This is a genomic window from Streptomyces sp. NBC_00873 (assembly GCF_045207415.1).
Classification (GTDB): Bacteria; Actinomycetota; Actinomycetes; order Streptomycetales; family Streptomycetaceae; genus Streptomyces.
The window spans coordinates 143,581-170,187 of the sequence record NZ_CP108804.1; the positions used below are offsets into that span (position 1 = coordinate 143,581).

Genomic DNA, 26,607 nt, shown 5'->3' on the forward strand with positions numbered 1-26,607 from the left:
CGCCGTGCGCCCACGCCACTCACCAATGATTCGTCGCTGGACGAATCGGAACAACGTCCCGCGGTAGCATGGCGCGGTGCTCCGCTTCGAAGTCTCCGTCGAGGACCTGCTGCGCAGCCGCTTCGCACTGTCGCCCGCGATGGACCTGTGCTTCCTGCTACGCTCGCTCGCCGGCCAAGACAGGCCGCTGCCGCGAGCCTGGGCCACCCGGCTCATGCCGGCCTTTGAACGGCTTCGCCGCGAGAGCGAACTGAACGCCGCCCTCGCCCTGCACACCCCGCAATCCGGACCGAACTTCGTCGCCCCGCCCCCGCGCGGCCTCAGCCAGACCTGGGCAGACGACCTCGCCATTATCCGGGCCACACCGCTGGAAGCGGCCCGCCACGAAATCGCCACCAACGCGACCGGCCCGTCCGCCCGTGATCCCCGCGTACGCGCAGTGCTGGACTCGACGGACGCCGTCTCCAGGATCGCCGAGGCGATGGACCAGGCGTGGCACGAGCTGCTCGCCCCGGACTGGCCGCAACTGCGCGCGATCTGTGAGCGCGACGTCGTGCACCGGGTGGGTGTGATCGGCGAACACGGCTGGGTCACGACCATCGAGAGCCTGCACCCGAGCATCGCCTGGCAAGCCGGCGGTATCGAGATCGGCCACTTCCCCCAAGTCGGAACAGTCCGCCTCGCCGGCGACGGGCTACTGCTGATCCCTTCGGTCTTCGTCGCGAATATCGCCGCCCACCTGGAAGACCCCTGGCCCAGGACCTTGATCTATCGTGCCCGCGGCACCGCCGCCCTGTGGGGCGAACAGGAGAGCGTCCCCCGACCGGACGCGCTGACCGCTCTGGTCGGCCGGTCCCGAGCCCGGCTGCTGTTGGCGCTGGACGCCCCGGCCAGTACCAGCCACCTCGCCCGAAGCCTCGCCATGGCACCCGGCGCGGTGGGAGACCACCTCGCCATCCTGCGAGGCTCGGGGCTGCTCGTCCGCGCCCGATCCGGACGGTCGGTGCTCTACCGGCGCACCCCGCTCGGCGAAGCACTGGTCGCCGGTTCGGGCTGAGGGCTCAGATCAGCACTCGCCCCGGCGGTCCCGGCTCAGCACAAAGCCCGCCGCAAGTACGAGAACCGCGGCACCACGCTCGTACCGCCCGGACCATGATCAATCTCACCGATAGCCGCTGTACCGAGGCCGGCGCCGTCGCCGGCCTCTGGCGGCCGCGAGGGCGTAGGGCCGAACGGGGTGGTGGGAAGCGGGCAGGCTGGACACCCTCACCAGGGTTCAACCCTGCGACCGAGGATCGAAGCCTGCTCGCCTGTCGTTAAACGATCGAATGACGACAGGCAGCCCGCGTGTCCAATGAACGCGGACTTTCCGGGGCCCGACGGCGGCGCCGATCCAATCAGATCCGATGAAGGATGATGACAGGGTTTGCTGACAGCTAGGGTCGAATGCGACCACCGACACGGGGAGCAGCATGGCCAACCTGGTCTACAAGCGGGTGTCGACCGACCAGCAGTCGACCGACCGTCAGAACCTCGTCCTCGCCGAGGCCGGGATCGAAGATCCGGTCGTCTTTGAGGAGGCCGCGGGCACCTCCAGCCGCCTCCACCCCCTGGAACGGCCGAAGTTCGGCGAACTGCTGACGTACGCGCGGCCGGGCGACACCGTGCACATCTCCGAGATGTTCCGCCTCGTACGCGGTACCGGCCACATCCTCGACGTGCTCGACGTCCTGCACCGCGACCAGGTGGCGCTACGCATCCACGACGGAGCGTTCTCCGCGATGGACCTCACCGCCCGCCACCCGCGCACCGGAGAACTGCTGTCCACCGTGAAGTTCATGGTGCAGACCCTCGCCGCCGCCGGCGAACTCCAGCGCGACCTCCAACGGGAGCTGACCTACGACGGGCTGCGGGCCGCCGAGGCCAAGGGCAACAAGGGCGGACGCCGCCCGGCCATCCCGGCCGACAAGACCGACAGCGTGCGCACCGCGTACCTGGACGGCCAGTCCATCGCGAGCCTCGCCCGCGAGCACGACGTCAGCCGCGGTGCCATCCGCACCGTCGTCGCCGACCTCCTACCCGAGCACACGCCCGTCGACCCGGGCGCCCCGACCCCGGAGCTGCCGGTCGTCCTCGACATGCCGGGCAAGGTCGCGGACTTCCTCCGCGCCACCGACCTGGAGCCCGCCGAGCGCGCCCCGCTCGACCAGGGAGTGACTGTACGGCGCAGCCAGGGATACACCCTGCGCGTCAGCGCCACGCCCGAGGTGCACCGCCAACTCCTCGCCCGCTGCCAGCCCTTGGACGGCACCCCGGGGACCTCGACAGTCCCGGCGCAGCGCAAAGCCCGCCGCGAGTACGCGAGCCGCGTCAGCACCCTCGGGACCACCACCGGGCCATGATCAACGGCTTAGCGTTAACCGCGAACTCCCCAGTACCAAGGCCGTCTTTCGCACAGCGCACCTTCGATCCGAAGTTACTGGCGGGTTACTGGTCACCTGGTTTGCCGCTCGTTAACGGCACCCCAAATTGGCCGTATCTCGTCTGCCGCCCCACGACCTCACACAGGCTTAATGATGCTCCCGCGCCACGCACTGTGCGGGTGGTTGTGACGACAGCACGGGGGGACCATGGATCACACAGGCGGCATCGGCGTACCACCTCCCGGGACACCTCCCGGACCTCCGCCACAGCTTCCGCCCCGGCCCTCGTCTCAGCCGCCGCAGCCGCCTCCTCAGATACCGCCGATGCCGCTGCCTCCCCGCAGGGGAAAGCCGCTGGAACTCCGGGTCCAGCGGCAGATCCTGTGGGTAGGGTCGGCGGCGGTTCCGTTGCGCAATGTCAGCTGGGTCGAAGTGTTCAGGCTGAAGCCCGCCTGGGGCAAGGCCGGCGTCTACTTCCTGCTGTTGGTGGTCTTCGCCTTCTTGGTCTCCGCCCGGCTCGACTCCACGGGCGGGGGCGGCGGGGGCGGCGGCCCTGCCCCGGGCGTCCTGACCCTGTTCACCCTGGTCGTTGTCTGCGCCGTCCTGCTCTGGTCGAGGAAGCCGGTGCTGGTCGTCGAGCTGAACAGCGGTTCCAGGGTGGTCCTGACCCTGCCGACCATGGATGAACTGCGGGCGATCGCCGGGCAGATCGTGTACGCGATCGACCACCCGGAATACGAGTTCTCCGCCGTCCTCGAGCAGTACAACACCACGAACAACTTCGGTTCCGTCGTCAACATGAACGGCGGCAGGGGAAACACGGGGATCAAACTATGAGCGACACATCGAACTACTACGGAGACGTCGTCAACGTGAACGACGGCGAAAAGGTCATCGGCATCAACCACGGCATCGTCGTCCACAACGACGGCACCGCTCAGGACACCGAGCTCCAAGCCGCCGTGACGGACCTCACCCGCCTCCTCAACGACCTGCGCCCGGAGCTCACCCCGGACCAGGCCCAGACTGTGGAGAACGCGCTGCCCGCGCTCACCCCCGACCGGGCCGCCCTGCGTGAGCGCGGCATGATCCTGGCGTCCGTCTCGCAGATCGCGGCGACCGTGGGCGAGGTGGGCAGGCCCGTCGTGGAGGCGCTGGGGCGGCTGCTCGCGCTGCTGGGCTGACGGGCCTGCCCTGGTGGGTACGGTCATGGCCTACGCCGTAGGCAAAGCAGCGAACCCGGGCCTTGAGATAGCGGCCGAGTTCAGATAGCGGCCGAGTTCCCACGGCGTCCCCGGCCTGTAGAGCCTCACCGTCTGCTGTCCCCCGGCGCGAGCAGACTCGTGACCTCGGCGATCGCCTCCGCCGAGGGGTGGAAGTACTTCCGTACGTTCTCCGGCTTCTTGTGCCGGGACTTCGCCATCAGCATCGGCAGGCTGGCCCCGGCCTCACCCAGGTGCGTAAGGCCCGAATGCCGGTACTCGTGCAGGTCCCAGCGCGTGCCCGGCGCCCCGCCGACCGCGGTGTGGGCATCCAGCAGGGAACGGGCCTGCCCGTACGACAGCCGCACCAGCCCGGTGTCCGGGCAGACGTCACGGGAGCTGAGAACCTTGCCGGGGCCCGGCCTGCGGTGGGTGACGAACACCGGCCCCCGGGTACGGCCCTTGATCAGCCGGGGCAGCAGGCGGGCGGTGCCGGCGTCCCAGAACACGGTCTCCAGCACGAACTCCTCGCGCGGGGCGCCCCGGCGCCGGGTCCGCGGCCGGGCCCCCTTCGCCTTCACCGGGGCCCTGCGCCCGGCCAGGTCCAGCTCCTCGATGTTGACGCCGAGGATCTCCTCCGCCCGCGCGCAGGTCTCATACAGCATCCGCCACAGCGTCTTCTCCCGCAGGTGGACGTCGCGGCGGGCGATCAGCCGGTCGACCGCCATCTTCGAACGGGCGGGGGTCTCGGAGTCCGGCGGGGTGAGCCGCTTCACCCATGCCGGAACCGCCGGGCCGTCGTAGCCGCGCTCGGCACACCAGCCCAGCCACGACAGCACCCCTGCCCGACGGGCGTTCCACGTGTTGACCGCGGAGGTGCCCCACAGCAGTTCGAGGGCCTCACCGATCTCGTCGTCCGCGACCGAGACGAGCGGGCGGCCCTCGCCGAGGCGTTCGGCGGTCTTGCCCACGCCGATGCCGTACGAGCGCAGGGTGTTCGGGTTGTCAAGCGAGTCGAGGAACACGTCCGCCGCCGTGCGGACGGTCAACGCCTTCCCGGCGGGCAGCTGCACGACCGCGGGCACGGTCTCCTCCTTGCCGCAGATAACGGGGTCGCTTCGCGCACGGCCCCGCGAACGTCGCCGCAGGTCGTGATCAGCGATCCCACAGATAATAGGGCGTTATCTGTGGGAAGACTTCAGCCTCGTCCCGAAGCCGACACTCCGTCAGCCGCCCACCAGGGCCGACGAAGGCTTAGCGCACGATCTGACACGGATGTTCCTCAACCCCCGGGAGCCGGGGCCCGCGTCGTTGTGTGACTGTCCCGCCGTGGCGCACCGGGGAACGGCGCCTACAGCGGACTTCTCGGGTGCTACTTGACGATCATGTTGTCGGGGCAGCGACCGCCCATGTGGGCCACACACTCTGGGCAGTCCTCACGCGGACCGAGGTGCGCGTGGGCCTCACGGGAGGCGTAGGCGTGGAACCAACACTGGCGGCACTCGCCTCGCGGCGGGTTCGTGGCGGTGGACATCAGCGGGTCTCCTCGTCGTCGGCGAGCCGCTGGAGCACCACCCGGACCGTGACGTCCTTGTCGAGCTTGACCGCGTCGAGCAGCGACTGGCCCAGCATCTGGTACCCGACCGAGACGCCCGCGTGGTAGCGGCAGGGGTCGTATTCGGCCTCCAGGCAGGCGGAGCAGTCCTCCATGTCTGCGTCGTACGGCTCCACCTCCACCCGCTGCTCGGAGCTGGAGGAGGTCAGCGCGAGCGCGGCCTCGGGGCGGCCGACGCCGAGCACGCGCAGCGGCCAGTCCGAGGGCAGCTCCCGCACCTGCATGGCGAGCGCGGCCGCCATCCCGGGCTGGTGCTCGATGAGCCGCTTCCACAGGTCGTCCGCGGCCCGGACGGGATCGTGCAGCGTCATAGCGCCAACTCCTTCTGCGGGGTGATGAACAGGCCGTTCGTGCGCGTCTCCATGCGGTCGACGTACTCCTCCAGGTCGAGGTCCGCGTCCGTGCGGAGATCCTCGGCCGGGCGGGTCCAGTCGGTCAGGTCGGCCACCTCGCGGGCGGCGCGGAGCGCGTCGTCCTGGGAGGGGAACGCGGCCAGCGCCTTGCCGGAGTGGTGGCCGAGCCGCCACGGGTTGGCGACGCCGTCGCCCTCTCCGCAGTGCTCCACCGGCAGTTCGTAGACATGCAGGCCGGGCACCGGCTCCACGGCCGGCAGCGCGACCGTCCCGCCGGACCCGGTGAGCGACATCGCGTACGAGGCGACCGGCAGCGGGGCGGGGTCCGGGTCCACCTCGGGGTTCGTGAAGCGAACCGGCTTGCCCAGGGTGCGGGCGTAGCGGATCTCGGAGCGGGTGGAGTCCCCGATGTAGTCGCCGACGACCAGGACCTCGTCGGCGAGGCGGAGCTTCGCGCGGTGCAGCTCGTCCAGCTCGTCCTTGAGACGTTCGGCCCGGGCGGGGTCCGCCCACAGCGGGTGGGGTTCCTTGAGGTTGCAGCCGGGCTTGACGACGATCCGCCCGGCGGCGGTCTCGTGCCAGTCCGCCTCGGCCATCTGCGCCATGAAGCGGGTGGACCCGCAGATGGCGACGACGACCGGGAGTCCGAGGTCCCGCTTCGCGGTGACGAGACGTTGCTCAGGGGTGCGTAACTGCTGGTTGGACATGGAGAGTTCTCCCTACTGGTTTGTGGTGTCAGGGGTCGGTCAGAACCGGCTGTGCATCCAGGCCGGGAAGCGGCCCGCGCAGTGGGAGCAGGCGAGGCGCCCCAGCACGCGGCGCCACCCGGCGGCGGCCGCCCAGACGAAGTTGATGTCCGTCATGCCGCAGAGCCCGCACTCGGGCTGTACCGGCCGGGTCACGAGAGCAGTCCGCGCCGCCCGAGGACGTAGCCGATGACGGCGCTTCCGAGAGCCTGGACGACCATCCAGACCGCACCCCCGGCGAGGAGGCGCGTCCAGGAGAGGTCACCGCCGCCGGACGCCCAGACGGCGGCCGCCGCGGCAATGCCGAGCAGCCCGGCGGGCACGACGACGCACAGGATCAGGCGAACACTCGCGGCCGGTTCCTCTCAGAGCTGGTTGGGTTCGAGCTGGAAGTTGACGATGTTGTAGTTCTCCAGGAGCATTCCGGTCCGCTGGAGAACGCCATCCCTGACGCTCGCGACCAGTTCGTCGCAGATTTCCATGCGGGTGGTGGTCGCGGGGTCGCGGGTCACCAGACCGTGGTCGCCCACCGTCGCCTGAGCCTGAGCGGGCCCGACGGTCCCGGTGAGCGTGATGACCCAGTGGTACTCAACTGCCGTACCGCTACTCACGGCTGTTCCTCCTCGTTCTGGTCGTGGTCGGCCGGGGCCGGGCCGGTGAGACCCAGCCGGGCGAAGGCGGAGCGGAAGACCGATACGTTTTCGCTGGTCATCGTGTAGGCGATGGCCTTTTGCCAGCTGGGGTGTTCGGGGTCGTACAGGGGCGTGATGGGGGCCTCGGTGCCCGCAGGCCACCACTTGCGGCGCACGCCACGCGGCAGGGCCCGGGACAGGGCGATGGTCGGGCCGCGCAGGTCGCCGTGGAACTCCTCGCGGAGTGTCTCGGCGTCCTTGTTCCCGTCGGCCTCCACGACGAGCTTGGCGAAGCGCAGCGCGTTGGCCGGCAGGGAGGCGAGGAACTGCTCGGCCCGCTCGACGTCCCACTCCGTGCCGACCGTGAGGGTCAGCTCGTGACGGTGGTCCGCGTACAGGGCGAGCAGCTTGCGCTCGAACTCCTCGGAGGCGCCTTCGATGGTGATCTTCACGAAGCCCTCCGGTGAATTCTTACCCGGTTCTCCTTGTTCTGCATGGGTCGAGCATGCCGGAGGGAGGTCGCCCCGTTTAGACCCCGGAGAATCTTGGCGGAATTCTGCACACGATCGGGTGAAGCGGTGGCCCCGCGCTATCGGCTCGGATAATGTGCCATATCCGAGGCGATAAACCGGACACTCGCGCGCCCCCGTCAATGATCCTTGACGGAGAAGTGGGTGCCGTGGGATCGTCCTTCAGCGTCAAGGATCGTTGACGTGTGTCGAGGTAAAGGGGGAGCGTTCGTGGGTTGGGTGACCGAGGACGGACGTCATGAGGGATACGCCGTGGCGGTGCTCGCCGACGGGCGCGACGCCACCGCCGAGGACAACCCCGTCTCGGGAAACTCGGCGTGGTGGTGCTTCGACGGTAAGGACGGCAAGCCCCTCGCCGTCGGCGTGCGGGCCGGATGCGACTGCTACGCCGCCAACGGCGCCCGCGTCGTGAAGAAATGGCGCGGCAGTACGGTCTACCCGGTCGTCTTCCGCGACTGGGAGGCGACCGAAGGGCCCGGCGAGCAGGGCAGTCCGTACGCCGAGTGGGAGAACGTCCACGTCGCCCCCACCGAGCACGCCACGGTGCCCGCCGACATCACCGAGCTGCTCGCCGGGGTGCGCGAGCGCCTGGCCGCGCTCGCCGAGGAGCGTCCGCTCGCCGCCCTGACCGCGGTCGCCCGGCTGGAGGCCGTTACGGCGGCCGCCGGCATCGCCGCCGCGGCCGCCGCCCAGCGGCGCGGCTCCTCCTGGACAGATATCGGCAAGGCCGTGGGCACCACCAAGCAGGCCGCCCACCAGCGCTTCGCCCGCCACCTCAAGCCCGCGGCCACCGTGACCGACCAGGCGCCGGGGTCAGACCAGGTGCAGCGTGCCGAACACCTGGACCAGGCCGAAGAAGGTGAGTCCGGCGCCGCCCGCCCCGAGGAACAGCGCGGGGTAGAAGCCGAGTTCCAGGCCGACCGGCTTGGGCTGCTGGGCGCCGAAGAAGCCGACGAGAAACACCACCAGGGCCGACAGGGCGGCGACCGCGATCCACGCGGCACTGGACGAATCGGCGGAAGCGGCGAGCAGGAACACGGTGACCCCCGAGGTCAAGCCGGAGCACTGGACGAGTTTTCTCGTGTCGTGGAAAATAGCATGGAAAAACCGAGACTACTAAGGTTGCTGGCAGAGGAGGGGGAGGCGTGATGGCCGGACCCGGACGACCGATGAAGCCGATCTCCAACGAAGCCGACCCGATCGTTGCCGCCTTCGTCAAAGGGATCCGCGACCTGGTCCAGGACACCGTGCGGGACAGGCCGGTCGGTGACCTCGCCCAGTACGGCCCGCTGGCCCGTTCCACCTTCATGCACGCGCTCAGCGGGCAGCGCATGCCGACCCGTCAGACCATGGACGGAATCATCGACTCGGTCGCCCGGTACAAGGACCTGTCGGCCGAGGAACACCGGGCCCTGCGGGACAAGTGGCGCGCGGAACTCGACGCGACCCTGCATTTGGAGCGCGGCGAGAGCCACCTCTACATCGATGAAAGCGGCAAGACCCAGAGTGTTCCGACCGTGATCTACGGGCTCATGCATGGTGACCAGAAGGTCACCAGCATGATCAACGGTGTCTCCGGCACCCTGGACGTCGACACGGCCCAGGCCCTCGCCGATCAAGCCCAGGCGGAGCGGAATACCGGAGATGAGCCGACGACCGCCCCCGGCGTCGCCGCGGCGGCCGCTGCCCTGGACCGCGCGCTCGACCGGCTCGAGAAGGCGTCCCGGGACGTGGCGCAGGCCCGCGAAACGCTGCGCCGGGAGCAGGAGCGCCAGGTCCACCGAGGAGGGGCCTGAGTGACCACCGTTGAGAGCAGGGAGCGGACAGGGCTCGTGCCGGTGGAGGTGGTCGTCGCCGAACTGGTCGAGGACGACGGCTCCACCGGGTCCGGCGCGGTGGCCGTGCACGACCCGGCGGCCGCCGTCCTGGCCGCGCTGGAAAAGGGCGCCGAGGAGGAGTTGAACCGGGCCCGGGCCCACAAGACCAGGACGGGATACGCCCGCGACTGGGAGGTGTGGCGGGAGTTCCACGACTGGCTGGGCGAGCAGACGGGACACCGGCTGCCGGACACGGCCGTCACCCGGGGAACTGTGGTCGCGTTCGTGACCTGGCTGGACGAGGTGGTCAAGGCGCCGCCGAGCACGATCGACCGCAGGGTCACCGGAGTGACCGTGACCGCGCGGCGGCCGCCGTACGGGGTCCAGGTTCCCAAGGAGGCGACGCTCGCCGCCCGCGAGCTGATCCGGAAGTACAAGAACGACCCGCAGCGGATGGCCCGGGGGCGCGGCCAGGCGGAGCCTGCCACGCCCGAGCACCTGCGCCGCATGCACACGGCCAATCCGCTCGTGCCGCGCCGCCCCGACTCGCGCCGGCGGCGCCAGGAGTACGTGCTGCCCGACATGGCCGTCTACCGCAACCAGGCGCTGACCAAGATGGCGTGGGCGATTTCCGGGCGGGCTGCGGAGGTCAGTGCCCTGGAGATCAGCCACATCAAGCTCACCGACGGCGGGCTGGAGGTACACGTGCCGTCGGTGAAGGGACGCCCTCCCCGCGAGGTCGAAGTGGCATACGGCGAACACCCCGACTCCTGCCCGGTGCTGGCGTGGCTGGCCTGGCAGGGCGCCGCCGAGCTGACCGAGGGTCCGGCCTTCCGGTCCGTCGACCAGTGGGGCCACCTCGGCAGCCAGCGTCTGTCCCCTGACGGGTGCCGCCTGGTCATCACCCGAGCCGGGAAGCAGGCGGGAATCGAGGTGACGCTCACCGGTCACTCCGCCCGGGCCGGGTTCATCACCACAGCGATCGAACAGGGCAAACGGCCCGACCAGGTCCGCCAGCAGAGCGGGCACGCCGCCAAGAGCGCCGTCTTCTGGGAGTACGTCCGCAAGGCCCAGCGCTGGCACAACCCCGTCAGCCGAGGCATCGGCCTGTAGCCGGTTCCTCGTCCATGGCGGCGCAGGAGTCTTCTGTCGGCCGCCATGGACGCCGCGGAATGCCCTGGGAGGCCCGGAGGCGGGCTGGGCCGCCGGTTCTTCGTTCGGGCCGGTGGCCAAGCCAGCGCACTAGGTAGTGCGTTGGTTCGAAGCCTTCCGGTCTGCCGGAAGGCTTCTCGCGTTCTCGAGGAGGATCAGATGGCAGACTTTGTTGTCCGCAGAGCGGGCGCCGAGGACCGCGACGTCCTGGAACGACTCTGGCCGCTTTTCCTGCACGACCTGTCGGAGTTCTGGGGTGTCCTGCCGAACCCGGACGGAACATACCGCCGCGAGTGGCTAGAGTCGGCGATCGGCGATCCCACCTGGTCGGCTTATCTCGTATGGTCTGGTGACCGGCCGGTCGGCTTTGCGTTCGTACGCGCGCTGGACAGCGATGCGCGTGTGCTGAACAGCTTCTTCGTGGTGCGTGGGGCACGCCGGTCGGGCCTCGGGTTGCGAGCGGTGCAGGCCGTCCTGGCCGCGCATCCTGGCCGATGGGAGATCGCTTTTCAGGAGGAGAACGCGGGCGCGGCACGCTTCTGGCGTCACGTCGCTTCCGAAGTCGCGGGCGAGGCCTGGACCGAGGAGCGGCGACCGGTGCCTGGGAAGCCCGAGCTGCCGGGGAACACATGGGTTGCCTTCGACGCGCGGTAGTCCTCCTTCGCGTTAGTTCGTGAAGGGGTGTTGGTCAGGCCGGCTGGTCACCGAGGTAGAGGTAGCAGGCACAGTCCATGCAGTCTTCGGGGCTGCCGATAGGTAGGCCAGTAGGCAGGAGGTTGTCCTCGTACTTGCCTCGGCTGGCGAGGTAGAGGGCGAAGCCCCAGGTGTGCAGGACGCCGGTGAAGCGCAGGCGGCATAGCGGCAGTGCTTCCTCCTCGCCGACCCGGCGGTCGGCGGGCGGCGCGAGTCGGCACCGGAATTAAGCGGCTCGAAGTAGGGGCGGGGAGCTCTGTTCGTCGCTGGCTGCTTGGATCTCCTTGAGGAGTTTTGAGTGGGCGCTGGTCCACCTGCCCGGGTACCTCGTCGTGCTCTTCTTCTCGAAGACTTGAACCGTTGCGGCGAGCCACGGTTCGAGGTCGACGGGTGCGAGCACGTAGCAGGCCTTCAGGAAGGCAATAGCCTGCGTGGGGTCGACGGGCAGGGTGCTGCCCTCGATGATGCGGCGGGTGGTGCTGCTGGGTAGCTCACCAGGCCCGGACATCCGCTCCATCTCACCGGGCGTGGGGCAGCCAGCCCACACGTGCTGGTGGCGCAGGGCCCGGCTGAGGTCCGCCGTGGAGGAGATGAGGGACGGGTCGGGCGCCTTGTGGACGTAATACGGCGCCCGGGTGGCCCGGCGCGCGCGGATCCACAGCTCCTGGCCGCGGGCCAGAGCGAGGCTGATGCTGCTGGCGAGTTCCTCCTCCTTGGTGACGGTTACCTCGACGAAGGCCTCGACGGTGTCCCAGAGAGGGACGGAGGCGCCGGAAGCGGCCCGCTCGAAGGTGGCCTTCGACGGCGAGCCGTTCATGAGATCGGACATCTGTTGGTGGGTCAGGCTGACCGCGGTCTTACGGTCGCGCAGGAAGTCCGCGAGTTTCGCGCGCGCCGGAACGGTACGGTCTACCGGCTTTTCGGGGCGTCCCATGGCAACCACCTCAGTTCTTCGAGGTGAAGTAGGCGCTCATGAAACGGCCGATCCGACCGCTGGCGCCGCGGCCGCCGGTCATCACCGTCACGACGACTGCGGCGCTGATGCCGCCGGCGCCCGCGATGAGGAACAGGACGTCGCGGATGCTCATGCCGGACGGGGCGAGGATCGCCGCAGTGGCAATGCAGGCAATGATCACGAGCGCGTGCGGTACGCCGAACTGGCCGTTCGTGGAGGTGGTCTCACGTACGGACAGCGATTCGGTCGCCGTCGCGTTCACGGAGATGACGTCGACACCGGACGTCGTCGGCATGGTGGCCGCGGTGCTCGCCGCGGTCGAGGGCTTGCTGCCCATGGGGACTCCCTATCACCGTCCGGCGACCAGAAGATCGCCGGACGGTACTGCTCGGCTCCAACCTTCGTCCTCCGTGCGCTTGACGGGAGTTGGCGCTCCCAGCCCACAACAGGACCTGCTGCCGCAAAGCGTCTCAGCCGGTACGACATAAAAGACAGTCCGTCAAAACGTTGGCTCACCAACACTCCAAAGTGATCTCGTCGTAGGGAGCATGCGCGTTGCAACCGATTCGAGGGGTCGTACGGGATGACTCTCTCGGACGGCATCCCAGGTCAGGGCCCTGTGCAGGGCCCTAGCACGAGGGGATGGCAGTGCGCCCCACCCCTTTTTCGACTCAGCGAGACGACGCTAGGCGGGAAGAACAGCAGGTCACAGCGCCGCACCCTGCGCGCGGTGCCCCCGCAGGTCCAGGAAAGACCGTGATTAGAAGGTGCCCCTTCGTGTTCAGGGCCTCGCGCAGCGGGACAGCCCTGACCTGGGTTGATTCAATATCGCGCCGCTTAGAGTAAACGATCTTGGAACGGCCTAGGTCATCCTCTTAACCACGGAGCGCGAACTGCCCAGGCATGTAGCGTCCGGCCCTTATTGCTACTGGCTCCAACCGGCACGCAGAGGGGAAAGAGGCAGGTGTTGGCGCACCCGCCTACGTGAAGCCGATCGCCCGCGCCTTCATGGCCAGGCATCGGCTTCACCTGCATCCGCACACCCCACCATGGTCAGGGGATCTCCGCAGGTCAGCCCTGTCGGGTGTTCGCGTCGGAAATCAACGTTGGCAAACGCTCAATCCGACGCTCCCGCCCGTACCTTGTGGCTGGTGTCCGAGGTAGGAGTACAGGGCCTAGTCGCTGGTGAGGGTGCGTCGGGGCGTGGCGGTGACGACGCGGACCCAGCTCCCGGCGAGGTCGACGGCTGCGGCTTCGCGGGTGGGGCAGCGTTGGCCGGGGCTGAGGGAGTCTGAGAGCATGCCGACCCATCCGTTGCGCCCGGAGCGGGAGGTGCCGCCATAGGACGGCTCCACGTAGCCGAGGACGGTGTCACCACTGCAAAGGACCCAACGTCCGCTTCCCTTGTCCCGTTTGAGCTGGGCCGCGTCGACGACGGCCCTGGCGGCTTTCTTGGAGAGTTTCAGTGGTCGCGCCGGGGCGCGCACGGGCTTCGCCTTCTTCGGTTCGTCACGTGACGGTTGAGCGGGTGAGGAGGCGCCTGCGGTCGTACTGGTGCTGACCGGCTGCTCGTCCAGGTTGACGACGGTCACGCTCGGGGCGGGAGTGCTGTCCGGGCGACCGTGCACCGCCTGGGCGGCAGGGGCGGCCTGTCGGGCGCGGGCGGCCAGTACGACCGGGATGCGGGCCACCACGCCCATGTCGAAGTCGTCGGCAGGTTGCCCGGCGGTCAGGGCGCCGGCGAGCCTGCGGGCGGCGAGCGCCAGTTGGTCGGCGAGCTGGAGCGAGGGCGTGCTGTCGTACTCCCGCAGCAGCTCGAGTTCGTCGGCCGCGGCGGTCCGGTGCCCGGAGTGCTGTTGTTGCCGGGCCCGGTATGCCTTGGCCTGGCAGGCGCGGGAGCAGTACCGGCGGGCACGGGGGCCACGCTGGGCGGGCAGGTCCTGGTGGCAGACCGGGCACGTCGCCATGGGGCCTCCAATCGTCACGTGATGATTGATGCTGTCACCGTACCGGCGCGCGGCCCAATCGTCACGTGATGATTGGGCCGCGCGGGCGTTGATGGTCGGGGCGTTGGTCAGGTGAGCCGGGACAGCATGCGGTCCGCGCGCTGCCGCTTGGTCTGCTCCCGCTCGGCTGCGCGGGTCCGTGCGGACTGATCGCGGGCGGCCGGGGAGATCAGGCGCATTCTCGCCACGGGGTCGGCACGGGACGGGAAAGATGAGGGCATGACCCGACCCCGCTTCCATAAAGACGACGGCCGGCCCCGCTACGTCGGACCCGCCACGGTTCTCTTCCCAGACGGCCGCGAAGTCCCTGTGACGGCTTCCCTTGTCCTGCGTTCGGACCCTGCCAACGTTGCCGCGTCCAAGTACTACGAAGACAGCACCTGGGCAGGCAACGTCAGCCCGGTCGGAGACAGCGACGTAGACCTCTTCGACGCGGCGCCGGGCGTACTCCGGATGCCCGATGGCCGTGAGAGCGAGTTCATGGCAACTAGCGGGCCACCGCACGAGGTCGGATGCTCGGGCATCGGCCCCGCTCCGTTCGGCTAGAGCCGCTGTTCGTCCTCGTGCGACGTGGCCCGTGCGCGCGTGCGTTGCTCCTTCCGGCCGGCGACGCGGGCATGGCCTTCGCAGGCGCCGTACTGATGATGAGGGCCGCGCTCCTGGAACTCGGCGAGGCCCTGAAAGCCATCGACCAGCCCAGTCCGACCGATCCCGGCGGCACCTTCTCCGCCTGACCCTCTCCCCCAAGCCCGCGCACCAGGCCCCGGTGCCGCCCGGCGCGAACGGTGGTCACCACATGACTCCTGTCCGCGCCGCGTATCTCGCCCTGAGTGTCGGTGCCGTTCGCTACAGTCGGGTCTGCGGTCGTTGAGACCGTGGGCCCGGCTCGCGGCCCGGATCGTCTGGCCCAGACCGGACGAGCAACACCGAAGGTGCTCCGCGCCGAGCCGCCCACCCTCCGCATCACCCTTGCTGGCCTCGCTCTTGGCGGCCGGTGAGTCTGGGATCACCGCGAGCCGCGGAAACGAGAGCTTGAGTGCCGAAGAACCACGCGCGGAAGAAGGCCCTGGCCGACCTCAAGGACGAGCTGGGCATCAAGCACGCCTGCGCCATCGCGCTCCTGGAGCACCCCGACCCGGACGAGCGGGACACCCTGGTCGAGTACCTGGAGACGTATGTCGACATCAACACATACCGGGAAGCGGTCGACTACCTGCGCCAGGAGCAGAACGATCCGCGCAACCAGCTCCTGTGCGAGAAGTGCGGCTGGACGATCGGGATGGTCTGCCCCGAGTGCCCCGGCTGCGGCTGCTACAACGGCGAGTGCTCGGGCTGGCGGCACCACGAGTACGCGGACGACGATTACGACGACCCGGACCACGGCGTGTACTGCCAGGAGTGCGGCGCCGGATCGTCCAGCCCGTACGAGGAGTGCACCTGTTTCGCGGACGACGACGAGGACCAGGAGCAGAAGGCGGTCCCGGCGCCCAGTCCCGAACCCCGTGAACTGCCCTACCCCGACGGGTGGGGATCCAGCTCCGGCCCTTTCCCGAACTCGGGCTGGGGATCGGGGGTTGAGGAACATCGGAACGAAGACTGGCTCTAACGGCCCTGCCGCAGATAACAGGGGCGCTTCACGCACTCCTGGTCTGGTGTAGCCGCAGCTCACGGTGACCGGTACCGCAGATAACAGCTGCGATCAGGCGCCTGAGCGTTACAGCGCGGTGGCCGCGGGCGTAGGGTGAAAAAGACGGAAGGCGCGAGATGCGCCCCTCAGATGAGACCTACGACGAGGTACGTCAACGCGTCGGCCGGGAGTGCGAAACGCACGTGGCCCGTTGGGTGTTGCCTGTTCAACTGTTTCGATCGGGGAAAGTCATGAACCCCAAACTGCCACGCCGTGCAGTCGTAGCCGTAGGCATCTGCGGCCCCTTGACGTTGGGGGGAGCCTTCGCGTCAAGCAACGTGGCTTCCGCAGCCCCGCAAAGCGTCAAAGCGCCCAGCTTGTCACCGTGCGAGTTGGAAAATGACCCCTCGCATCCCTGCATTCCCCAGCAGAGTCCCCAGAGAGCACAGGTTCAGAGGAAGGTGGTTGGCGGCCTGCTGTGCCGTGTGTCGCCTGACCTGACCCGGTGCTCTCAGAGCACGCATACGAGAGTTCGCCATGGTCTGCTGAACCGCGTGCAGCCGGTGCAACCCGTGAAGCCGCTGCACCCTACCCAGCCGAAGAACGTCATCACGAACCCCTTCGGAACGCTGCCGTCGCTACCTGACTGGGCGAACAAGGGAATCCAGAACTTCCTCTACCCACCCAAGGACTCCCACCAGGACACTACGCCGACTCGTGAGCCGCAGGATCAGAACCAGAGTCCGCCGATCTTCAACTCGCAGTCGACTCAGTCACAGGACAACCAGGGCACGTCGAACTCCCAGTCACAGGACAACCAGCAGTCACAGGACAACCAGGGCACGTCGAACTCCCAGTCACAGGACAACCAGCAGTCACAGGACAACCAGGGCACGTCGAACTCCCAGTCACAGGACAACCAGCAGTCACAGGACAACCAGGGCACGTCGAACTCCCAGTCACAGGACAACCAGCAGTCACAGGACAACCAGGGCACGTCGAACTCCCAGTCACAGGACAACCAGGACACCCAGGGCACGCCCTGATCTTCCGGTGATCGTGTGCCGTCCATCAGGCGATGATGCCGCGACGGACGGGTTGGGCCTTATCTGTGGCAAGACGGTCATGGAGCGTACAGGTGCACAATCTCACACAGATGCTCTCAACCCCCTATACGGCCCCGAAGTCCTAACCCAGACACCAGCCGCAAAGTGTCCGGGAAAGTGGCGCCCCGTCCTGCCGCAGATAACAGGGCAGTTATCTGCGCCATCTGTTCGGAGTTCTACGGCGTGCCGTGCCAGCAGCTGGCCGCATCATGGCCGCACGGCCGGACGGGGGAGGGGCCCAGTGCAGTTGACTGCCGTTCATACCGAGTGGGGGCGGCTGGACGTCACCCTGGAGGATCTGGGCTGCGGCCGCTCGTGGATGGAGATCCACCGGGTGCGTGGTGTGGACCTGACGTGCCCTGAGTGCGGCGGTCAGGTCCGCGCCCGTCTCTCCAAGCTCGGCACCCGGCACTTCTACCACCGCACCAAGCCGCCAACGTGCTCGCTGGCCAACGAGTCGCTGGAGCATCACCTGCTCAAGTTGGAACTGGTGACCTGTGCTCGCGCCGCGGGCTTCCAGGCCGAACTGGAGGTCGCCGCACCCACCGGAGAATGGCGGGCGGACGTGATGGTCTTCGGGCCCGACGGCACCCGGCTGATGGCCCTGGAGGCGCAGCTGTCCCCCATCACCGTGGAGGACATCGCGGCACGCACCGGTCTGTACGAGCGCGACGGGGTGCGGGTGTGCTGGTTCGGCTTCCGGCCGCGCCCGTGGGTGGGCGCCGTGCCCACCCTCCTGGTCCAGGCCCCCGAGGAACGCGGGCAGGAGTGGGCGGTGACCGCCGGCCTGGCTCGCCTGTCCACGCGGCCGATGAGCTGGTCGCCGACCGCTGCGACGCTGAGCGACGCAGTGTCGTGGATGCTGACGGGCCGGATCGTGCCGCACAAGCCCCTGTCCAGCGCCCGGCGGGTCACCGAGGAAGGCCGCTGGTGGTCCGAGTGGGCAGAGGGCTGGACCAGGTCCTGGAACGACGCATGGCGCCTGTGGTGGACAACCCCCGCCTACGCGGTCTCGGAAGCCGAGGGCGCCCGAGAAGAGAAGGCCGAAGCGCAGCGACGGGCGATCGAGGAACGAGAGAAAGCCAGGAAGAAGGAGGCCAAGGACCGCGCGTACGCCGCGTTCTGGAACCGCACGGGCCTGGACCGGCAGTTGTGGAAGCACTTCCGGGCTCTGGCGGAACTTTTCTTCGATCGAAGCCTGATCTTCGGTGCGCCGGACTCCCGGTACGGCGACAGCAGGCCGGTCTATGAACGCAGCGGGCCCGACGGCGAGGAATGGACGCTGGTCGGAGTCGCCTGTCCAAATCCGCGTCGCCTGGGGGCCTGGGCGGAAGAATTGGCCCTGCTGGTCCCTTCCGACTACGAGCTGGAAACCCTCGCAATCCGGGCGTGGGCCCCGTTCCAGGTCTATGTCCTCAACCCGTACACCGGCAGGACGTATCAGGAGCGCGTGCTGCCGGCACCCGTCAGCCCGTAGGGGCCGAGACGCCGAACGGCGGGCACGGGATCCGGCTGCCGTCAGGCCAGGAGCCCGTCCTCCCCGAGGTCGACGGCCGCCGCTGTTGACGCTCCGAGATTGATCATGGTTTGTGGACTGGCGCGGAGAGGCTGGCCCGTCACCCTGCCGACTCGGCTGCGGCACCCGGGCCTGCTCCCAGCGGCCGGCGCCTGACGTACATCCCCGTACCGCCCACAACTCCCGCCGCGGCCCCGTCCCCGACTAGCCGCTCGGTAGGCAGAAGACGTTCGCCGGGAGCAGCATCCGGCAGAGCAGGGGCAGGCAGGGGTCCAGAGCCCAACGGGCGGCGCACAGTCACCCGGAGATCATCTCCCGCCCGATCAGGGTGTGGGTTCGCAGACGTCGCACGCTGTGGCCCACCCGTGCTGGACAAAGACCCGGGCCTCGCTGCCGCTGGCCGGGGTGAGGCGCCCCTGGGCGGCCCAGCAGTCGGCCTTGTGCAGGACCAGAGCGCGCTGATCCGGGGTGTCTTGGGGGAGGGCCTGGAGTACCCACTCCGGACGGCCGCCAGCCCGGTCGGTGGGGACCTGGCCGTAGTCCTCGCCGTCGACGGGGCGGACGGCCGCGGCGGGTACGTCGATCGAGACCTCGTACACCCACTGCCCATCGGCGTCCCGTCGACGCGCATGGAGGCGCCCTACGACGGCACGTGCCCCGGGGAGGGTGACAGTCACACGCGGGGCCACCCGTTGTTCGCTCACGTGTTCGATAGTAGTCGGCCCGAGAAGGGGTAGGCCGTCCGGACCGCCCCGGGCGCCGCGCGCGGCAGAGGCTTGCAAGATCGTCGTGTGGAGTTCCCGGTCAAAGTGGCACTGGCCCAGGCGGTTCCGACCCTGCCTGACGGGCCGGGCTGGTGGTACGAACCCAAATTTGACGGTCACCGGACCGTGCTGCACCGCACCGACGACACCGTGATCCTGTACGCCCGGTCGGGAAGGGTCGTCACGCAGCACTGGATGGACTTGGCCGTCGCCGCCATGGCCCTGAGGCCGGGCACGGTCCTGGACGGTGAGGCGGTGATCTGGCGGGACGGTCGGCTCGACTTCGCCGCGGCGCAGTCACGGGCCGCGTCATCAGTCACCCGGGCACGTGCCCTTGCCGCCCGGCATCCTGCTTCGTACGCCTGCTGGGACGTCCTGCAGCACCCTGACCCGGCGATCGGGGACTGCCGGAGCCGCCCGTACACGACGCGCCGCGCCTACCTGCTGGAGTTGCTGGCTGATGTCGGGCCGCCGATCCAGGCTGTGCCCGCGACCGAGGACCGGGAGGTGGCTGCGGTCTGGTACGACGTCCTGCGGAAACAGGGGATCGAGGGGATCGTCGCGAAGCGGGGCGGGGCCAGCTACCCGTCGGGGCGCCGCGGAGGATGGGTGAAGGTACGCCACGCGGACACCGTAGACGCACTGGTTGTCGGGTTCACGGGGCCTCGGCGCAGACCGCACCATCTGGTCCTGGCGGTCGGCGACGAGGGCGGCCCCGCCCGTGTGTCGGCGAGGCTGAAGCCGGTCCTTGCTGTGCGGATCGGTGAGGCGTTGGGCGGTGCGGTGGTGGTGGGGGAGCGGCAGGCCGGGGGCGAGCCGTACACGCGGGTGGAGACGGATCTGGTCGTGGAGGTGTTGGCCGGGTCGGGCCGGCACGGGACGCTGACAGTGACCCGGATGCGGTGACCTATGGAACGCGGCTCTCATGTTTGCCCGGCGGTGGCATCGGCTTCGAGGTGATGGGGCACCGCCGGGCGCCCGTACAGGGTGGCAGACGCCACTGACAACAGGCCGGGTCAGTGCTAGCGCCCGGTACGACGTCACGAAAGGACGCACTCCTGGCGGGTCACGACGACGACCAGCTAGCCGCGCGAAACGGCCGGCGGATTCTCGGACTGGGCACAATTCGCCGCCGTCTCACGCGTCACTGTGACGCGTCACAGTGACGCGTCATGTGACGCGTCATGTGACGCCTGGCGTCGAGCGACTGCAGCCCGCTCTTGCTGGACTGCTGTAGCCATCGCCATGGCCACGGTCTCCCGCAGACGCCGTGCCTCATATGCCCGCTGCCTGCATGACTGGGAGCAATACCGACGCGGGGTAGCCCCCCGGGACGGGGTCAGCGGCTTGTCGCACGACTCCCGCTCACACACCGGAACAGCCGCAGGAGGTGGGAAGCTCTTTTCACTCATGGGGCGACCGTATCCAGGGCCGACGTTGTCGCGGTACTCCGAGCACTCAGGGCATTCCGGCCCGGCACGCCGAGGTGACCGCCCTGTGCGAGCGAGGCGACGACGAGCGGGCCCCCGACGGAGCCGATGCTCCCGAGTGAACGGTCCGGCCATCGAGGCCAGCGATCAGTCACCACCAAGAAGCTGGGGACATGGCCGCTGCTGCACGTCACGCAAGCCGGGCGCGACCACGTCGAGGAGCATCGGGAGGCCTACACCGAGCACCACCCCGGCATCACGCCCGTGCGGGCCGCCGCGGCCGCGGGGACCGGCCGGTGACGACAAGGTTCCTGGCCGTCTTCCAGTTCAGGGAGGGCGGCCCGGCGGTTACCGGGGAATGGGCGTCCGAGGCCACCGCCCGGCGGACATACCGGGGGGTCGGGCTCTACGGCAGCCAGCCCAGGGCAGTCATCCAGCTCATCGAGGAGACCGCCGGCGTACGCCACGCGCTTCGGAAGTGGACCGCACAGGGTGAAGTCGTCGTCGGCCCCGACGGGCCCGAGACGGTGTGCGACATCCCGTGAGTTCCCGTGACTCCTGCTGGGGCCCAGAGTCCCTGGTCTGGGGTTTCTCCCTCGTTGGCGTGCTCGGCCAACCTGTGACGTAACTTCGGAATTCCTGAAGTGTCCTCGTTCCGTCCGACCATTCTGCGGCCTGGTCGAAGTCGAGGAGGCGCATGCTGACGGCGCTGGCCGTGGTTAAGGACCTCAGCAAGATTCTGGAGAACTCACAGGACGTCGCACTGGGCGGCGAAACCGGTCCGCCAGTTCGGCCACTCGGGCTGCCAACCCCGGCTTCGAGCAAGCGCGTTGAGAGCGCCGCGCTCCCACTCCTGCCGGCCCGCCACCGGGCCGGGTGCGGGCACGCCGAGGGCTTTGGCCAGGGCCGGAAGCCACTCGCGGGCGGGGGCGGGTTCGTCGTCCACGATGTTGACCGGTCCGCCTGGCCAGTCGAGGGCGGCCAGCGCGGCGCCTGCCGCGTCGGCGACGTGGACGAAGGAGCTCACCGCGTCGTTCACCACGGTGCTCCCCAGGAAGCGCGCCGACCGGTCGCCCCCCAGGGCTGCCGCGAAGGCGCCGCCCGGTGCGTACCAGGTGCCGGTCCCGTACAGCAGGCCGTAGCGCAGCAAGACCGCTGTCTCCAACTCGGCCGCCGTCTCCTCCAAGGCCCTGACCGCGGCCACCATCCGGGCTCGGGGTTGAGCGGCCGTGCTGTCGAGCGGTACCGCCTCCTCGGCCGGGCCTTCGCCTGGTGCGTACGCCCAGGAAATCGACTGCGCGACGATCCGGCTGACCCCAGCCGCTTTCGAGGCCTCCACCAGGTTCCGGGTGCCCTCGCGGCGTATTCGGCCGTTGGCGGCTCCGTCCGCGCCAGCGAGGTCGGTGAGCATGTGGATCACTACCTCCGGTGCTGCCGCGCTGACCGCGTGCCGCAGTCTGTCCGCGTCGAGCGCGTCCGCCTGGGCTCCCGTCGCTCCGAGGCTTCTGATCCGCTCGATCCCGGCCAGGGTCCGTGAGGTCCCGGTGACCTCGTGCCCAGCCGCAACCAGCATCGGGACGAGCAGACTGCCGACAGCGCCGGTGGCGCCAGCGACGAAGACACGCATGAGAACTCCAGTTCCAGGGGGCGGCTGTGCGAGCCCAGCCTAGATCGGAAGCGCCCCGAGCCTCGTTGGCCGGCTGGCCATGGAGTTCTCGCTCGTCAGGGTGTCTTGCCGTCGACTGACGTAACCTCGGGATTCTTGAAGCGTTCTCACCTTGTCCGGCCGATCCGTAGTCGGGCTGAAGGTGAGGAGGCTCGGGTTGGCGGCGCTGGCAGTCGTACGGGACCTGCGTGAGCACTGGGCGCCCGCGTCGGCGCAGGAGCTGGAGCGGTTCGAGACGGACGTGCTGTCCGGGTTCGTCCTGGCGAGGGCCTCGGCGGGCCTGGGGGACGGCACCATCCGCGGGGACGTCGGGCACCTGGAGCAGATCCGCACGTGGTTCGGCCGGCCGCTGTGGGACATGGAGCCCGCCGACGCCGACGCGTACTTCGGGAAGGTCCTGCGGAACTCACCGAGCGGCACCCGCCTGGCCAGGTCGCAGGCGCTGACCACGTACTTCATGTTCCTGGAGCTTCGGCACAAGGCCGAACTCCACCGCATGACCGGCCGCGTGGTCGAGTGCCCGATCGACGAGATGAACCGGCCGCGCGGGGCCAAGGACGCCCAGCTGCGGATCCCTCCGACCGAGCCGGAGGTCGGGGTCCTGTTCACCGGCTGGGGCGGCGAGCTGGCGACCTGCCGGAAGTTCACCCCGACCGCCCGGAACTACACCGCGGCGAAGCTGATGTCCCAGGTCGGCCTCCGGGTCAGTGAGGCATGCAAGCTCGACCTGGACGACATCAAGTGGAACCTGGGACGCTTCGGCAAACTCCATGTCCGCCACGGCAAGGGCGCCCGCGGCTCCGGGCCGCGCGAGCGGATGGTCCCGTTGATCAACGGCGCCGACCGCGCGCTGCGGTGGTTCATCGAGGACGTGTGGGGCCAGTTCGACGACGACCACACCCGCCCCGGCGCCCCGCTGTTCCCCTCCGAGCGCAAGAACGCCGACGGCTCCTCGCGCCGGGTCGGCGACGACGCCCTGCGCGGCGGGCTCAAGGACGCGGCCAAAGCGCATCTGCCGGGATGGGGCGAGAAGCTGACGCCGCATGTTCTGCGGCATTTCTGCGCGTCCCAACTCTATGAGAACGGGCTGGACTTGCTCGTAATTCAGGAGGTTTTGGGACATTCCTGGATCGCCACGACGATGCGGTACGTCCATGTTCAGCAGACTCGGGTCGAGGACGCCTGGGTCGCCGGGACCGAGCGAGCCGCGAAGCGGCTGGAAGGGCTGATCCGATGAGGTGGAACCTGCGGCTGACGGCCGCGAACAAGGGTATCTGGAAGGCGTCCGAACTCCAACGAAGCCTGGCCGAGCACGGGTTGGTGATCTCGGCGGGGAAGATGTCCGGACTGTGGTCCGGCCAGCCGGTCTCCCTCAAGCTGGAGGACCTGGACGTCATCTGTGTCGTCCTCGGCTGCGAGATCGGCGACCTGCTGATCCCCGAGCCGGACAAGGTCACCCGTCCCGGTGAGGAGACCGGCCAGCGGGCTGCCGCGTCAGCGGCTGGCTCGGCGGTGGCCTCGGCAGTCGTGCCCAAGCGTCGTGACGGCCGTTCCCTGCCGCCGGCATGAGGGCGAAAGCCCGGCGTCGGGGCGTGCCGGGGCCGGCCAGTTGCGAGAGTTGTCTGGCCTGGGGCCGAGTCCAGCGCCCGTTCGTCCGCGGGCTTTGCCAAGCCTGCTACCTATTCGCCCGTGACCACACGGTCGGCCGGTGCCGGGGCTGTCGGCGGCTGCAGCCCGTCCGCAAGGAGTACTGCCGGTTGTGCTGGGGCCAGGCCCGCGCCGACGCTCGGGCGACCGGCCGACTGCACGGGGCTGCCACGGCCGTGCACTTTCTGGACGGTGTCGGGCGCCATCAGCAGCTCTTCTTCGCCGACATGCTGTCGATGCGTGGCGCCCGCACGACTCCGCCCCGGCGCTATGACCGCCGAGGGGCACCGCGCAAGCCTCCGCCGCCGCCTGCGGCGCGACCGTACCCCCGATGGATCCAGCCGGTGCTGTTCGACGGGGCCCGCCGCGACTACCACCGTTTCGACCCAGGGCGGGCGGACACCACTACCAGCGGCTGGCTGGCCTGGGCTCGGCACCTCGCGCACGGCCTGGCCGAGGCCCGCGGCTGGCCCAGGGCAGTACGCCAGGACGTGGACCGGGCACTGGTCATGCTGCTGTCTGAGTACGCCGAGGGAGACATGATCCGGCACTCGGAGATCTTCTCCCCGCTGCAAGCACTGAACCTGAGCATCGAGCGCACCACCGAGGTCCTTCAGGCGATGGAGATCTTCCTGAACGACCGGCGTCCGCCCTTCGAGGACTGGCTGGAGGCGAAACTCGACGGGATAGCCCCGGGCATCCGGCGGGAGACCGAGAAGTGGGCCCGGACCCTGCACGATGGCGGCCCGCGCACCCTCGCCCGCGACCCAGACACGGTGAGGATCTACCTCACGGCGATTCGCCCGGCCCTGCTGGAGTGGTCGGCCGGCCACGACCACCTGCGTGAGGTGACCCGCGACGAAGTCTTGGCCCACGTCAAGACGCTCCAGGGACGGGACCGCCACCAGGCATTGGTCGCTCTGCGGTCGCTGTTCGCCTGGGCCAGGAAGAACGGCGTCATCTTCCGCAACCCGACCTCCCGGATCAAGGTCGGCCAGGCCGCCGCCCCCGTGCTGCAGCCGCTGCTGCCGCATCAGGTGGCCCGCTCTGCCGAGGTGGTCACTTCGCCCGCCGGCCGCCTGGCCGTCGCCCTCGCCGCGGTCCATGCGGCCCGGCCCGGGGCGATCCGCGCCCTGCAACTCGACGATGCCGACCTGGGCAACCGCCGGATCACCATCGCCGGACGCACCCATCCGCTGGACGACCTCACCCGGCAGCTTCTGCTGGCCTGGCTGGAGCACCGGCGCCGCCGCTGGCCGAGCACCGCCAACCCGCACCTGATCATCAACATGAACACCGCGCTGGAGACAGACCCGGTCAGCAGTTGGTGGATCGAGCGCGAACTGCGCGGCCAGAGAGCCACATTGGACCGGCTCCGCATCGACCGGCAACTTGAAGAGGCCCTCGTCCACGGGCCCGATCCACTCCACCTCGCCGAAGTCTTCGGCATGGACGAGAAGACCGCGATCCGCTACGCGGACTCCGCCCGCGCTCTCCTGGAGCAGTCCGTCGAATCCGATTCGCCTGAGTTCCCGCGAACCCGAGGGTCCATCCCCCGGAATCCGGGCAACGGACCCTCGGGTTCGCGCTGAAGAACCTTCAGTTCGCCTGAACTCGCGGGAGTCATGGGGCGCCGGTAAGAATCCTGTCAGCAGCCACAAACGGCGGCGAGCGGGCCTCTGCCGATACGGTTGCCCCGTGGAGACGGTGCACCAACTGCGAGTATCTATGCCGGACATCGAGCCGGTGGTGTGGCGACGCATCCACGTCTACTCGCACATACCGCTGTCCGGACTGCACGCCGTCATCCAGGTCGCCATGGGCTGGGACGACGCCCACCTGTACGAGTTCGGCGCCCGGTGGGAGACGTACGGGCACAACGGCCGCGAGCCTTCTGCGTACACCGTCGCCCAGATGCTGCCCGAGGTGGGCAGCGGCGCGGGGTACGTGTACGACTTCGGTGACCACTGGGTCCACCACATCACCGTGGAGAAGATCCACCGCCCCGCCGCGAACACCTGCTATCCGCGGTGCAGTGCTGGCCGCCGAGCCTGCCCGCCCGAGGACTGCGGCGGCCCGCTCGGCTACGAACGCACCCTGCGGGCGATCAGGGCCCGCAAAGGACCGCGCTACCGCGAGTTGCGTGAGTGGGGCCATCACAAGTACGACCCGGCGTCCTTCGACCGTGACGAGGTCAACCGCGGCCTGGCTGACCCGAAGTCCGTCGGCTACCCCGAACCCGCACCGTGGCAGCGGGAGGTCCTCGATCTCTCCAGCCGCCGGTACCCAGGTGCACCCGCCACGACCGGTCAACCCGTTGACCACCCCCAGGTCGAGCCGGAGGAGGACTCAGGGCAGCCCGACGAAGCGGTCAAGGCGTTGACCACCGAGCCGCCGCCCAGCATCACCGACGCGGTTGACTCCGTCCTGGACGCACTCAACAAGGTCGACAAGGCCCGCGCCCTGCTCGGCGCCGCGCTGCGGGCCGAGCAGGCAAAGACCGGTGCCAGCGCCAACGAACTCGCCGAACGCGTCCACGGCGCGATGTCCCGCCCCCTGGTCCTCAAGGCCCTTCGGTACAACGACTGACGAGTTGACCGGAGCCCGCTCGCCACCGATTGCGGCTGCTGAAGAGGATTCGGGGGACTACATCGGAACGGAAACCGGACTACGCCGGAAACGTGCCGTAGGGCGGACCCGGCTAGCGGCTAGTCAACGAGCGGGGAG

Annotated in this window: 32 protein-coding genes and 1 pseudogene; 19 read left to right on the forward strand and 14 right to left on the reverse strand. The window is 69.2% G+C overall.

Annotated features, from left to right (window positions below; translation table 11 throughout):
* Positions 1-76: 76 nt before the first annotated feature.
* From OH809_RS44395 to OH809_RS44410, 4 genes are all read left to right on the forward strand, one after another.
* Positions 77-1,057 carry a winged helix-turn-helix domain-containing protein gene (locus OH809_RS44395; RefSeq protein ID WP_331743438.1) on the forward strand — a complete coding sequence of 327 codons (981 nt, stop codon included), beginning with the start codon at positions 77-79 and terminating at the stop codon, positions 1,055-1,057.
* 415 nt (positions 1,058-1,472) lie between these two features.
* Entirely contained in the window at positions 1,473-2,402 is a 930-nt protein-coding gene (locus tag OH809_RS44400; protein ID WP_331743441.1) for a recombinase family protein, read from the forward strand.
* Positions 2,403-2,747: 345 nt separating this feature from the next.
* A complete protein-coding gene (locus OH809_RS44405) occupies positions 2,748-3,260 on the forward strand; it encodes a DUF6232 family protein (RefSeq protein WP_331743444.1) in 513 nt (170 codons plus the stop codon).
* On the forward strand, positions 3,257-3,607 hold the full coding sequence (locus OH809_RS44410; RefSeq protein WP_331743448.1) for a hypothetical protein: 351 nt from the start codon (positions 3,257-3,259) through the stop codon (positions 3,605-3,607). Before OH809_RS44405 ends, OH809_RS44410 begins: the two co-directional genes overlap by 4 nt.
* Before the next feature lie 125 nt (positions 3,608-3,732).
* Here OH809_RS44410 and OH809_RS44415 read toward each other — a convergent pair whose 3' ends face one another.
* The 8 genes and pseudogenes from OH809_RS44415 to OH809_RS44450 form a co-directional block, all read right to left on the reverse strand.
* Positions 3,733-4,710: a site-specific integrase gene (locus tag OH809_RS44415; RefSeq protein WP_331743451.1), complete on the reverse strand. Its 978-nt coding sequence runs from the start codon at positions 4,708-4,710 to the stop codon at positions 3,733-3,735.
* A gap of 287 nt (positions 4,711-4,997) precedes the next feature.
* The gene (locus tag OH809_RS44420; protein ID WP_331743454.1) at positions 4,998-5,159 is read right to left on the reverse strand and encodes a pRL2-8; all 162 of its coding nucleotides are present in this window, start codon (positions 5,157-5,159) and stop codon (positions 4,998-5,000) included.
* On the reverse strand, positions 5,159-5,551 hold the full coding sequence (locus OH809_RS44425) for a hypothetical protein (RefSeq protein ID WP_331743457.1): 393 nt from the start codon (positions 5,549-5,551) through the stop codon (positions 5,159-5,161). Before OH809_RS44425 ends, OH809_RS44420 begins: the two co-directional genes overlap by 1 nt.
* Before the next feature lie 365 nt (positions 5,552-5,916).
* Positions 5,917-6,300, reverse strand: a pseudogene (locus tag OH809_RS44430) (hypothetical protein); the annotation flags it as partial.
* Positions 6,301-6,339: 39 nt separating this feature from the next.
* Entirely contained in the window at positions 6,340-6,495 is a 156-nt protein-coding gene (locus OH809_RS44435) for a hypothetical protein (RefSeq protein ID WP_406425637.1), read from the reverse strand.
* Complete coding sequence (locus tag OH809_RS44440) at positions 6,492-6,662, reverse strand: hypothetical protein (protein WP_331743461.1); 171 nt, start codon at positions 6,660-6,662, stop codon at positions 6,492-6,494. The genes OH809_RS44435 and OH809_RS44440 overlap by 4 nt, the downstream gene beginning before the upstream one ends.
* Positions 6,663-6,704: 42 nt before the next feature.
* Entirely contained in the window at positions 6,705-6,950 is a 246-nt protein-coding gene (locus OH809_RS44445) for a hypothetical protein (RefSeq protein ID WP_331743464.1), read from the reverse strand.
* Entirely contained in the window at positions 6,947-7,423 is a 477-nt protein-coding gene (locus OH809_RS44450; protein ID WP_331743467.1) for a hypothetical protein, read from the reverse strand. The genes OH809_RS44445 and OH809_RS44450 overlap by 4 nt, the downstream gene beginning before the upstream one ends.
* A 297-nt stretch (positions 7,424-7,720) precedes the next feature.
* Here OH809_RS44450 and OH809_RS44455 point away from each other — a divergent pair, with 297 nt between their 5' ends.
* The 4 genes from OH809_RS44455 to OH809_RS44470 all read left to right on the forward strand — a co-directional run bounded on the left by OH809_RS44455 (position 7,721) and on the right by OH809_RS44470 (position 11,124).
* Complete coding sequence (locus OH809_RS44455) at positions 7,721-8,650, forward strand: hypothetical protein (RefSeq protein WP_331747977.1); 930 nt, start codon at positions 7,721-7,723, stop codon at positions 8,648-8,650.
* Positions 8,650-9,297, forward strand: a complete 648-nt coding sequence (locus OH809_RS44460) for a hypothetical protein (RefSeq protein WP_406425634.1) — start codon at positions 8,650-8,652, stop codon at positions 9,295-9,297. The genes OH809_RS44455 and OH809_RS44460 overlap by 1 nt, the downstream gene beginning before the upstream one ends.
* Positions 9,298-10,431, forward strand: coding sequence for a tyrosine-type recombinase/integrase (locus tag OH809_RS44465; RefSeq protein WP_331743476.1), 1,134 nt, complete (start codon positions 9,298-9,300; stop codon positions 10,429-10,431).
* A 198-nt stretch (positions 10,432-10,629) separates the two neighbouring features.
* On the forward strand, positions 10,630-11,124 hold the full coding sequence (locus OH809_RS44470; RefSeq protein ID WP_266992142.1) for a GNAT family N-acetyltransferase: 495 nt from the start codon (positions 10,630-10,632) through the stop codon (positions 11,122-11,124).
* Between the two features lie 265 nt (positions 11,125-11,389).
* Here the strand turns inward: OH809_RS44470 and OH809_RS44475 are convergent, their stop codons facing one another.
* The 4 genes from OH809_RS44475 to OH809_RS44490 form a co-directional block, all read right to left on the reverse strand.
* The gene (locus OH809_RS44475) at positions 11,390-12,097 is read right to left on the reverse strand and encodes a hypothetical protein (protein ID WP_331743486.1); all 708 of its coding nucleotides are present in this window, start codon (positions 12,095-12,097) and stop codon (positions 11,390-11,392) included.
* 10 nt (positions 12,098-12,107) lie between these two features.
* Entirely contained in the window at positions 12,108-12,455 is a 348-nt protein-coding gene (locus OH809_RS44480; RefSeq protein WP_331743489.1) for a hypothetical protein, read from the reverse strand.
* A gap of 838 nt (positions 12,456-13,293) precedes the next feature.
* Entirely contained in the window at positions 13,294-14,085 is a 792-nt protein-coding gene (locus OH809_RS44485) for a hypothetical protein (protein ID WP_331743493.1), read from the reverse strand.
* 107 nt (positions 14,086-14,192) lie between these two features.
* On the reverse strand, positions 14,193-14,345 hold the full coding sequence (locus tag OH809_RS44490; RefSeq protein ID WP_331747974.1) for a hypothetical protein: 153 nt from the start codon (positions 14,343-14,345) through the stop codon (positions 14,193-14,195).
* On the opposite strand from OH809_RS44490, the gene OH809_RS44495 reads away from it, so the two are divergent.
* The 4 genes from OH809_RS44495 to OH809_RS44510 all read left to right on the forward strand — a co-directional run bounded on the left by OH809_RS44495 (position 14,344) and on the right by OH809_RS44510 (position 18,334).
* Positions 14,344-14,670: a hypothetical protein gene (locus OH809_RS44495; RefSeq protein ID WP_331743496.1), complete on the forward strand. Its 327-nt coding sequence runs from the start codon at positions 14,344-14,346 to the stop codon at positions 14,668-14,670. The two genes, OH809_RS44490 and OH809_RS44495, sit on opposite strands and share 2 nt — an antisense overlap.
* A gap of 490 nt (positions 14,671-15,160) precedes the next feature.
* Positions 15,161-15,730 carry a hypothetical protein gene (locus tag OH809_RS44500; RefSeq protein ID WP_331743499.1) on the forward strand — a complete coding sequence of 190 codons (570 nt, stop codon included), beginning with the start codon at positions 15,161-15,163 and terminating at the stop codon, positions 15,728-15,730.
* Between the two features lie 593 nt (positions 15,731-16,323).
* On the forward strand, positions 16,324-16,797 hold the full coding sequence (locus OH809_RS44505) for a hypothetical protein (RefSeq protein ID WP_331743502.1): 474 nt from the start codon (positions 16,324-16,326) through the stop codon (positions 16,795-16,797).
* Between the two features lie 301 nt (positions 16,798-17,098).
* Positions 17,099-18,334, forward strand: a complete 1,236-nt coding sequence (locus tag OH809_RS44510) for a competence protein CoiA family protein (RefSeq protein WP_331743505.1) — start codon at positions 17,099-17,101, stop codon at positions 18,332-18,334.
* Between the two features lie 362 nt (positions 18,335-18,696).
* On the opposite strand, the gene OH809_RS44515 is transcribed toward OH809_RS44510, so the two are convergent.
* Complete coding sequence (locus OH809_RS44515; RefSeq protein WP_406425628.1) at positions 18,697-19,077, reverse strand: DUF6233 domain-containing protein; 381 nt, start codon at positions 19,075-19,077, stop codon at positions 18,697-18,699.
* An 87-nt stretch (positions 19,078-19,164) separates the two neighbouring features.
* Here OH809_RS44515 and OH809_RS44520 point away from each other — a divergent pair, with 87 nt between their 5' ends.
* The 3 genes from OH809_RS44520 (at position 19,165) to OH809_RS44530 (ending at position 21,112) form a co-directional block, all read left to right on the forward strand.
* Positions 19,165-20,043 carry an ATP-dependent DNA ligase gene (locus OH809_RS44520; protein ID WP_331747968.1) on the forward strand — a complete coding sequence of 293 codons (879 nt, stop codon included), beginning with the start codon at positions 19,165-19,167 and terminating at the stop codon, positions 20,041-20,043.
* 632 nt (positions 20,044-20,675) lie between these two features.
* Entirely contained in the window at positions 20,676-20,867 is a 192-nt protein-coding gene (locus OH809_RS44525) for a hypothetical protein (RefSeq protein ID WP_331743514.1), read from the forward strand.
* Complete coding sequence (locus tag OH809_RS44530) at positions 20,864-21,112, forward strand: hypothetical protein (protein WP_331743517.1); 249 nt, start codon at positions 20,864-20,866, stop codon at positions 21,110-21,112. Before OH809_RS44525 ends, OH809_RS44530 begins: the two co-directional genes overlap by 4 nt.
* A 203-nt stretch (positions 21,113-21,315) precedes the next feature.
* Here the strand turns inward: OH809_RS44530 and OH809_RS44535 are convergent, their stop codons facing one another.
* Entirely contained in the window at positions 21,316-22,194 is an 879-nt protein-coding gene (locus OH809_RS44535; RefSeq protein ID WP_331743520.1) for an NAD-dependent epimerase/dehydratase family protein, read from the reverse strand.
* A 196-nt stretch (positions 22,195-22,390) separates the two neighbouring features.
* Between OH809_RS44535 and OH809_RS44540 the strand changes: the two genes are divergently transcribed.
* From OH809_RS44540 to OH809_RS44555, 4 genes are all read left to right on the forward strand, one after another.
* Complete coding sequence (locus tag OH809_RS44540) at positions 22,391-23,470, forward strand: site-specific integrase (protein ID WP_331743523.1); 1,080 nt, start codon at positions 22,391-22,393, stop codon at positions 23,468-23,470.
* Positions 23,467-23,802 (forward strand): helix-turn-helix transcriptional regulator, encoded by a 336-nt coding sequence (locus OH809_RS44545; protein WP_331743526.1) that lies wholly within the window; start codon positions 23,467-23,469, stop codon positions 23,800-23,802. The genes OH809_RS44540 and OH809_RS44545 overlap by 4 nt, the downstream gene beginning before the upstream one ends.
* Positions 23,803-23,990: 188 nt before the next feature.
* Positions 23,991-25,472: a hypothetical protein gene (locus tag OH809_RS44550; RefSeq protein WP_406425624.1), complete on the forward strand. Its 1,482-nt coding sequence runs from the start codon at positions 23,991-23,993 to the stop codon at positions 25,470-25,472.
* A gap of 106 nt (positions 25,473-25,578) precedes the next feature.
* Positions 25,579-26,469, forward strand: coding sequence for a plasmid pRiA4b ORF-3 family protein (locus OH809_RS44555; protein WP_331747965.1), 891 nt, complete (start codon positions 25,579-25,581; stop codon positions 26,467-26,469).
* Positions 26,470-26,607: the final 138 nt, after the last annotated feature.